Origin of the sequence: Idiomarina sp. UBA4206, from assembly GCF_002383015.1 — a bacterium.
Lineage (GTDB): Bacteria > Pseudomonadota > Gammaproteobacteria > Enterobacterales > Alteromonadaceae > Idiomarina > Idiomarina abyssalis.
In genome coordinates this window covers 1,052-10,480 of sequence record NZ_DFTS01000034.1, presented here as the reverse complement: position 1 = coordinate 10,480, position 9,429 = coordinate 1,052, and the positions used below count along the sequence as shown (strand labels likewise).

The 9,429-nt window shown below is 48.4% G+C and carries 9 protein-coding genes; 2 read left to right on the top strand and 7 right to left on the bottom strand.

All coding sequences use genetic code 11. The features are described from left to right. The coding region (locus tag B3180_RS07030) for a saccharopine dehydrogenase family protein (RefSeq protein ID WP_286843746.1) at positions 1-380 on the top strand (380 nt) is incomplete at its 5' end. 15 nt (positions 381-395) lie between these two features. Further along, positions 396-1,529, top strand: a complete 1,134-nt coding sequence (gene nspC / locus B3180_RS07025; RefSeq protein ID WP_286843744.1) for a carboxynorspermidine decarboxylase — start codon at positions 396-398, stop codon at positions 1,527-1,529. Positions 1,530-1,564: 35 nt separating this feature from the next. Here the strand turns inward: nspC and B3180_RS07020 are convergent, their stop codons facing one another. From B3180_RS07020 to B3180_RS06990, 7 genes are all read right to left on the bottom strand, one after another. Further along, entirely contained in the window at positions 1,565-2,191 is a 627-nt protein-coding gene (locus B3180_RS07020) for a tetratricopeptide repeat protein (RefSeq protein ID WP_054489265.1), read from the bottom strand. 37 nt (positions 2,192-2,228) lie between these two features. Further along, positions 2,229-3,017 carry a type III pantothenate kinase gene (locus B3180_RS07015; protein WP_278358475.1) on the bottom strand — a complete coding sequence of 263 codons (789 nt, stop codon included), beginning with the start codon at positions 3,015-3,017 and terminating at the stop codon, positions 2,229-2,231. Beyond that, the gene (gene birA, locus B3180_RS07010; RefSeq protein ID WP_278358474.1) at positions 3,004-3,999 is read right to left on the bottom strand and encodes a bifunctional biotin--[acetyl-CoA-carboxylase] ligase/biotin operon repressor BirA; all 996 of its coding nucleotides are present in this window, start codon (positions 3,997-3,999) and stop codon (positions 3,004-3,006) included. Before birA ends, B3180_RS07015 begins: the two co-directional genes overlap by 14 nt. After that, entirely contained in the window at positions 3,996-4,997 is a 1,002-nt protein-coding gene (gene murB / locus B3180_RS07005; RefSeq protein ID WP_278358473.1) for a UDP-N-acetylmuramate dehydrogenase, read from the bottom strand. Before murB ends, birA begins: the two co-directional genes overlap by 4 nt. After that, positions 4,994-8,467, bottom strand: coding sequence for a PAS domain-containing hybrid sensor histidine kinase/response regulator (locus B3180_RS07000; RefSeq protein ID WP_286843740.1), 3,474 nt, complete (start codon positions 8,465-8,467; stop codon positions 4,994-4,996). Before B3180_RS07000 ends, murB begins: the two co-directional genes overlap by 4 nt. Further along, positions 8,464-9,096, bottom strand: a complete 633-nt coding sequence (locus B3180_RS06995) for a response regulator transcription factor (protein WP_054489278.1) — start codon at positions 9,094-9,096, stop codon at positions 8,464-8,466. Before B3180_RS06995 ends, B3180_RS07000 begins: the two co-directional genes overlap by 4 nt. 21 nt (positions 9,097-9,117) lie before the next feature. Further along, the coding region (locus B3180_RS06990; RefSeq protein ID WP_414654037.1) for an AMP-binding enzyme at positions 9,118-9,429 on the bottom strand (312 nt) is incomplete at its 5' end.

The window sequence follows — 9,429 nt, the reverse complement described above, 5'->3', positions numbered from 1 at the left end:
AGTTTGAAGGCAAAAAAATTGTACCTCTGGAGTTTTTAAAAGCCGTGCTACCTAACCCAGGCTCTCTGGCAGAAGGTTACACCGGCAAAACCTGTATTGGTACTTATGTGACAGGAATGAAAGACGGTCAGGAAAAGACCATTTTCATTTACAATAATACGGACCACGCCGAAACTAACAAAGAAGTGGGCGCACAAGCGGTATCCTACACAACGGGTGTACCAGCAATGATTGGCGCATCTTTAATGTTACAAGGTAAATGGATGGAGCCTGGTGTCTGGAATATGGAGCAGTTTGACCCGGACGAGTTTATGGAGCGCCTGAACAAGTATGGCCTTCCATGGCAAGTTCAGGAATGCAATAAGCCATTTGAGAAGTAACAGAGAAGACAACGCATGAGCCAATATACATCGCCGGAAATTCCATCTCCCTGCTATGTGCTGGATGAAAAACTGCTGCGCAAGAACCTGGAGCTGATGCAAAAGGTGCAAGAGCAAAGTGGTGCTGACATTATTCTGGCACTGAAAGGCTACGCCATGTGGTCAGCTTTTCCGCTTATTCGTCAGTATCTTAAAGGCTGCACAGCCAGCTCTGTCTGGGAGGCAAAGCTGGCAGCAGAAGAATTTTCACGCGAAGTTCACGCTTATGCGCCAGCTTATAAACAAGAAGACATCGACGAGCTATTGCCGTTGGTCAATCACTTGTCATTCAACAGTGTCTCTCAGTGGCATAAATACCGTGAACAAACTGCAGCTGTCGGTGTTTCTATTGGTCTTCGTATTAACCCGGAGCATCAGGAAGCAGAAACCGAGCTTTATGACCCCAGTGCTCCCGGTTCACGCCTGGGGATTCGCGCCAGCGAGCTTCAGCAGCAGGACTTAACCGGAGTGGAAGGTTTGCATGTGCACAATCTGTGCGAGTGCGACTCGTTTGCTCTTGAGCGCACACTTGATGCTGTTGAAAGCCGTTTTGGCGAGCAATTAAAACAAATGAAGTGGCTGAACTTAGGCGGTGGGCATCTCATGACCCGTCAGGGTTACGATGTTGATCACCTGATAAAGCAGCTGAAACGCTTGCGCGAAACTTATGATCTGCAAGTGATACTGGAGCCTGGCTCGGCAGTGGCCTGGCAAACCGTTCCGCTGGTCTGCGAAGTGGTGGATATTGTTGAGAATCAGGGACAAATCGCTTTATTAGACATTTCAGCCACGGCTCATATGCCGGACGTGCTGGAAATGCCTTATCGCCCGGTCATTACCGGCGCAGGCTTACCCGCCGAAAAAGCCTTCAGTTACCGTTTAGGTGGCAACAGTTGCTTAGCCGGGGATGTTATCGGTGAGTACAGTTTTGATCAGCCTCTGGCTGTTGGTGACCGTTTAGTTTTTGAAGACATGATGCACTACACCATGGTGAAGACATCCTTCTTTAACGGCGTTCAGCATCCGGCTATTGGTATTTTACGGGAAAGTGGTCAGTTTGACTGTGTACGGCAATTTAGTTACGAAGATTTCCGCAACCGCTTGTCTTAAGCACAAGTAAACTTGCGCAACTCAAACAAAGGCCACTAATCCAGTGGCCTTTTTGCTTTTTCAACGACCGAAGGTGGCATTCTCTCAGCCAGCTTTGCCAGTTTTTGCTCAATATCCTGATAGGTGCCCTGGTTTGCTGTTATCGCATTATGTAACCAATGATAGGCCTTTTCGTAGTCATACGGGCTGCCTTTATCCGCTAGCAAGATCTCAGCAAAGCGTCGTTGCGCCGGCAAATTCCCTAACGAAGCAGCTTCACGAAGATACAAAATGGCGCGGTCAATATCCTTTTGAACCAGAACTCCTTCATGATAATAGCGCCCCAACTGCTCCAGAGCTTCCAGTAAGCCATGCTGAGCCGCTTTTTCCATATAAAGCAGACCAAGTTCAGGGTCACGGTCATAACAGACGCCCCAGGCCATCATGTCGCCATATAAGAACTGATACGTTGGACGACGCTCGAGCTCTGCCTGAGCTTCAATATCCTGCGCCAGCTGGCAGCGGTCGGTATCGCGTACTCGTTTAAGATGCGCGTTGGTTGCAAACATCTCAACAAGTTCGGCGTCTGAATACAGTTGCACAGCCTCAACATCCTGCGCCTGCGCTTTGTGCACTGCGGTCAGTCCGGCTACAGCAATCAGCATTGGAATGACTATTTTCATAAAGTTGCCTGTGCTCTCTCTGAATTTACCTAAAGGTTTAACTGTTTAGGTTATCGGCACAGAGTCGCAAACCCTTAAACAACAAATCGTCATAACGACGAAATTTACCAGACAAGGTTCGCATTAAATGCTCACCATCGCCACCGGTAACAACGACATCAAAAGACTCTTGCGAGAAATGCTCCCGAGATAACTGAATAGCCTGTGCAATAGCGCCTGTGAGCGCAGCTTCCGTTCCCTGAGCAATACCGTCAAAGGTATTTTGCCCGGCCGCAAGCCCGTCACGCTCAATGTCGTCTAACGTAATACCTTTTAAATTCGCTGTTCCCTGGCCAAGGGCATTTAGCATGAGCTGCCGTCCGGGGACTATCCAGCCTCCCAGATGTCGGCCGTCAGCTCTCAGCCAGTCAATCGTTAATGCAGTACCGGCATCTACTATCAAGGCATTCTTTTGAATTTGCTCGTGACAGCCAAGTAATGCCATCCAGCGATCAGAACCCAGACGCTCAGCTTGTTCACCATAGCCGTTAATGACTCCCGCCTGTTCCGCTTTCGTTTTTTGCCAGACAACACTGATACCAAGCTCCGCCAGTGAGCTATTCAGGGTATCCATCACCTGTACCGCAGCAACGCTGCAACCTATGGCTTTTTTCTCGTGCTGAATTTGTTGGTTGCTGATCACTTCCAGCAATAGCTCTTTTAGCGAATGACTCAAGTCATTAAGCCAACTTTGGTGAGGTATCGCACCCAGTATTTCAATCTCGTCGGTGTCAGTATCCCACCAGGCAAATTTACTGCGGGTATTACCGGCATCAATTAATAGCATCTTGCGCCCTCAATGAAACTTCACCACCAAAATAGCGACGTACGCCCTGCTCATCTTCTACGAGTAAAGCACCGTTCTCATCAATCCCACGGCAGGTTCCTAAGCAAACCCTCTGCCCCATAATCAGTTTTACCGGTTTATCGATAAAGCGGTCGTACTGCTGCCAGCGTTGCTGGAACGCGGAAAGCCCGCTCTGTCCATACTGCTGCAAAGCAGACAACACCGATGCCCGCACCTCGGCCGCAACCTTATTACGTGAAACAGGTTGTGGTAACTCAGAGTTTAAATCTGTCCACGCCTGATCAATTTTTTCTCCGACATGGTCCGGCATTCTTAAATTAATACCAATACCAATAATGCTGTGCGCAGCACCTTCTGGGGAGGTTTCTAAATCAACCAGAATTCCGGTCACTTTCTTACCAGCAATATAAACATCGTTAGGCCATTTTACACTGACCTCATCAATACCCAAATTGGTAAAGCATTCCGCCAAAGCAACACCAACGGCTAAACTTAACCCCATAGCGCCATGAATACCGTCATCCAGAGGCCAGTAAATACTTAGGTAGAGGTTACTGCCAAAAGGCGAGTACCACTGTTTGCCTCGCCGCCCCCGACCGGCTGTCTGAGCTTCTGCAAATAAGGAGAAGCCGGCGTCCAAAGTCCCTGACTTAGCAAGTTCTTTTACCTGGTCATTGCTGGAATCAACCACGGAGCGTACTTCAAACTCTGGTTTATTCTTCCATTGCGCCGGTGTTTCTTTTTCAATCGCTTGTGAGCGCAGCAACTCAATAGGCCTTGCCAGTTTGTAGCCACGCCCTGTGACAGAAAACAATTCAAGACCAAGTTCTTCCAGCTTATGAATATGCTGATTAACCGCTGCCCGGGATATCCCCAGAGACTCACCAATAGCTTGCCCGGAGTGAAATTCACCATTAGCTAACAAGGTAATCAGTTGATCAAGGCGCTCTGATTGTTTCATTTTTCTGCCGCCAACTGCACAAGCCCGTGCTGGCCAACCAGACGAACTTCCGGCTCCAGTTCAATTCCACTGGCTTCTTTTACGTGCTTCATAATTTTCTGTGCCAACTGGCTGACATCTGCTCCAGTCGCTCTTGCCCGGTTAATTAACACCAGTGCCTGATTCGGATTAACCGCTGCATCGCCCTCGTTTAAGCTCTTCAAACCCAGGTGTTCAATCAGCCAGCCGGCGGCTACTTTTGAACGACTCTCGTCAGCGGGAAAGTAGACCATATCTGGCCATTTCTGCAATAAGCTATCCAGTAGCACATTAGAAACAACAGGATTCTTAAAAAAGCTTCCTGCGTTCGGAATAACTTTGGGGTCAGGTAATTTTTTCTGACGCACTTCTATAACCTTGTCGAAAATGCTTTGTGCACTCGCATTATCGCTCAACTGGTTAAGTGGAGAGTAATGAGTCACAGGCCGCCAGTCTTTAGGTAACCGAAAAGTTACGGATGTTATCAGCCAGCGCCCGGGGTGCTGTTTAAACAAACTGTCCCGGTAAGCAAACTGGCAGTCCTCTGTGCTCATACTCACCCAGCATTTTTCGCTAATATCCCAGGCTGTTACCTGTTCAATAAATGTCGCCACTTCCACACCATAGGCCCCAATATTTTGAACTGGAGCCGCTCCCACTGAGCCGGGTATCAATGCCAAATTTTCCATACCATCAATGTTTCGGCCGCGTAAGTCGGTCACAAAATTGTGCCAGTTTTCACCGGCTGCCGCGGTAACTAAAAAGCTTGCATCCTGCTCTTCAATGCACACGCCAAGCAAACGGTTACAGACAACGGTTCCCTGAAAGTCTTCCAGAAACAAGGTGTTGCTGCCTTCACCCAGTAAGTAGTAAGGCTCTTCAAAAGCTAGCTGCTCAACCTCGTCGCTGCTGTTCAGTTCAATTAAAGTCCGGCATTTGGCCGGTAACTTAAAAGTATGTCGCTCAGCAAGCTCTATCAACTTCTGGCTCCTCCTGCCTTTCGGGTGCTGATGTACTTCAAAAATGCTTTTAATGCGGCGGGTTTAGCCGGTTTTGGTAAAAATTGCAGGCCGCTTTTTCTGGCGGCCTGTTTCACAGCGTCATCACGCATTGCAGTGACTAACGCCGCCGGTATCTTTTGCTGCCAAATGTCACGTAACTCTTCTGCTAAGGCTAAACCGTCGCCGTCACCGAGTTGGTAATCCAGCAGCAGCCCCTGAGGAGCTTTATCACCACGGTGTGCCTTGGCATAAGCCAAAGCTTTGCTGTAACTGTTAAAAGTCAGAGCTTCACACTCCCACTTACTCAAAAGAGCACTTAAGGCACTCAAATTTTCATTATCGTCATCCACAACCATCAGTTGCAGGCGGTCAGACAGCGCATCTTCCTGTTGTTTTTTAGGGCGGCTGATGACTTGAGCGGCATTACCTAACGGTACTCGCACCGAAAAACAGGAACCTTTGCCTTCAACCGATTCAACCTGAATATCGCAATTGAGTTGCTCCCCCATACGTTGAGCAACACTTAACCCTAACCCGACTCCGTCTACCGTCTGGTTTTGCACTCGATAAAATGCATCAAATACTTTGTTCTGTTGCTGCGCAGCAATACCCGGACCGGTATCCCACACCGCAATTTGGAGTTCGTCTCCGCGCTTACGAACCCCTAATAATACACTGCCTTTCTGAGTGTATTTAATGGCATTAGATAAGAAGTTCTGCACGATACGCCGTAAATACGTCGGATCGGTATACACAGGCCTGTCTTTATAAAAAGCGCGAAAGTCCAGCTTTCTCTGTTCAGCAAGTACAGCGTATTCTTCCACCAGAGGCTCCAGAACGGAGCTGAGCTGAACATGCCGGAACTGCGGCTTTAACGCGCCCTGATCCATCTTCGCTATCGACAGTAAAGTCGACAAAAGATGCTCGGTTGAGCCAAGCGCCGTATCGAGTTTACCCACTAACGACAAGTTACGCTCTGAGAGTTCTTTTTCCTGAATTGCCGAGAGGTATAACCGTGCTGCATTTAGCGGCTGTAAAATATCATGACTGGCCAGGGCCAGAAAGCGTGTTTTCGAAGCATTTGCAGCTTCAGCCTCTGCTTTCGCCTTTTTTAATTCTTCTTCTACCTGACGGCGCCGATCGATTTCAGCCGTCAGCTCCTGGTTAATTTCCCGAATTTCCTGCGTACGAACATCAACCCGCTGCTCAAGGTCAATATTTGCATCTTCCAGCGCCTGCTGAGTCTCAACGTGTGACGTAATATCGGTAAAGCTAGTAACAAAACCGCCGGTTGGTAGCGGGTTCCCTACCATTTCTATAACCCGTCCGTCCGCTCTGCGACGAATAAAGCGGTGCGCCGAGCCCATTTTCATATAACGCAGACGCTTATCAACCAGCTCGTCCACCTCACCCGGGCCACATTCACCGCGCTCTGCATTATAACGAATGAGCGTAGCAATCGGCTGGCCCGGCTTAACCATGCCCTCAGGGTATTCGAATAAATCCAGATACCGCTTATTCCAGGCTACCAAGCGTAACTCGGCATCGACAACACTAATACCCTGAGCCAGGTTCTCAAGTGAACTGAACAGTATTGACTGCTGCGTTTGTAGTGCCTGAGTCGTGTCATCAAAAAAGTGAACAACCTCTTCCAGGTTAAGCTGCTTATCCCTCAAGGCGGCATCAATTAACGAACGGGCTGTTGCAGAACCCAATACACCGGCAATGGCTCTTTCAACAAAGCTAATAAACGGCTTTTCTGCAATTTCTTCCAGCTTAAGTTCCGTATTTTCGGGACGCTGATAGTACTGCATCAGTTGCTGGGCACGCTCTGCGCCAAGGAAAGTTTTGAGCAGCAACAACATGTCTGCGTTGGTCGCGTTGTCATTCTTGTTTAAGTGTAAGTCAGGTAGAGCTGCTCTTGGCTTTACAAAAGCCGTTGACTGAATCCTGTCAACTAACCGCGGCTTTGCCAGCAGAGAAAAAACAATAAAGCTGAAGGTATTGAGCCCCAGTGAAACAACAGTACCCCGGGTTATAATTTCAACGTCGGTCAGTTGGTTGTTCGTATACAAAGGAATGAGTACCGCAATGACCCAACCCACGGACCCAGCCAGCAACCCTGCATAGACACCACGGGCATGGCCTTTTCGCCAATAAAGTGCAGCCAGTAAAGCCGGCAGCAGCTGCAAAACCAGAGAAAACGCCAGCAACCCAATACTGACCAGGTTGGTACGTGCCGCCCAGAAGTAGTAGCACAGAAAAGACAAAACCATAGTCACGGCAATGGCTACACGACGGATTAACAATAACGCCCGGTCGTATTCTCTTCGTCTGTGCTTTAACGGCAAGCGCGATTCACGCTGCAGCAGAATAGGCATAATGACATCGTTAGTGATCATGGTACTCAACGTGACTGAGGCAATGATCACCATAGCCGTTGCGGCCGAAATTCCGCCAATAAAGATAACCAGAGACAACCACAATTGATCTTTCAAAAGCGGCAGCTGCAGAGCATAAGTTGAACCGTCAGAGCCTGCAGAAAGATAAAAGGTACCGGCAATAGCAATGGGGACTATAGCGGCGGCCGTTAACGCTAAATAAAGCGGGAACCCCCAACGGGCAGTGCGTAAGTGCCGAACGTCGACATTGTCCACAACCGCAACGTGAAACTGTCTGGGCAGACAAAGAATTGCTCCGGCGGCCATAAAGGTCTGGACAATAAACTCAAATTCCCCGAATGAAGCAAAAGACCACTGCGGCTTGGTTACATCGCTGAATGAACTGAATAAATCAGTTTGTACATCGCCGTGCAGCAGTGACCAGGCAAAAATACCCGCCGCCAGTAACGCTACAAGCTTAATCATAGACTCCACGGCAATTGCCAGAATCATACCGCTACGATACTCAGTTACCTCAACATGGCGGGTACCAAACAGCATGGCGAAAATAGCCATTAAGGCGGCAGCCCCCAATTCTTTGATTGAGAACTCAGCCATCATGCCCGTATTTTCAGTTAATACGGCAAAGCTGATACCTACAGCCTTAAGCTGAAGTGCTATGTAAGGAATGATAGCAACAGCTGCAATGCCGGTAACAGCTACGGCAAGCCGACGTCTTTTCCCAAAGCGGGATGAAATGAAATCGGCAATGGAGGTGATGTTTTGTTGCTTACTAACCGAAACCAGCTTTTCCAGAATTCGGATACCAAACAAAAACAGGAGAATAGGCCCCAGCAAAATGGGGAAGAAGGCCCAGCCGTCGACAGCGGCGTTTCCTACTGCGCCATAATAAGTCCATGACGTACAATAAATTGCCAACGACATGGAATAGACAAAAGGCTTATGACTGACCTTATTCGCCCACGAGCCAAGCCGGTCACCCCAGGTGGCAACTGCGAAAAGAAAGATCACATAAGCCAGTGAGGCAAATATTAATAGCCAGGTCATAATTGCAGACGTTCAGCCACCAAAACAGCCTGGGTACGACTGTAAACCCCAAGTTTTCGAAAGATTGCAGTAATGTGCGCTTTAACCGTTGCTTCGGTTATTCCCAACTGATAGGCAATCTGCTTATTCAGCAGACCTTCGTGAAGGAAATGCAGCACCCGGTACTGTTGCGGAGTCAGTTCGGCAACCTTACGGGCCAGCTCCTGATCTTCATCTGAAATAACATCCAGCCGCTCCCGGGTTTCTTTTGGAACCCAGGTCTCCCCCTGTAAAATGGTGTCTATAGCCTCGGCTATTTCGGCAGAAGGCAATGATTTTGGAATAAAGCCCAATGCGCCAAAACCAATGCACTTAGCAACAATTGACGAGTCTTCACTACCAGAAATAATAGCGACGGGTAAAAGCGGGTAATCTTCTCTTACACGAATAAGGCCATATAAATCGCCACTGCCGGGCATATGTAAATCCAGCAGAAGCAAATCAACGTCATCGTCTTTATTTAACGCAGCCAAAGTTGAATCTAAGTCTTCGGCTTCGCGTAAGGTAAGTTCAGAAAAGTGATTCGCGAGAGCGCCTTGCAGCGCCTCGCGAAACAATGGGTGGTCATCTGCGATTAAAAATTTCGCCATGAGATTCCAAATTAAGTGACATTATTTATTCATTCTATTTTCTATCAATGAATCTACCACACTTGGATCAGCAAGCGTAGAGGTGTCACCGAGGTTTTCATACTCATTCGCAGCAATCTTACGCAAAATGCGACGCATGATCTTACCCGAACGTGTTTTAGGCAAACCAGTGGTCCAGTGAATCAAATCAGGCGTTGCAATTGGGCTTAATTCAGAGCGAACCCAGTTACGAACTTCTTTGGTCAACTCATCGGTTACCTCAACACCTTCAACGGGTGTTACGTACACATAAATACCCTGACCTTTTAAGTCATGCGGATAGCCAACAACGGC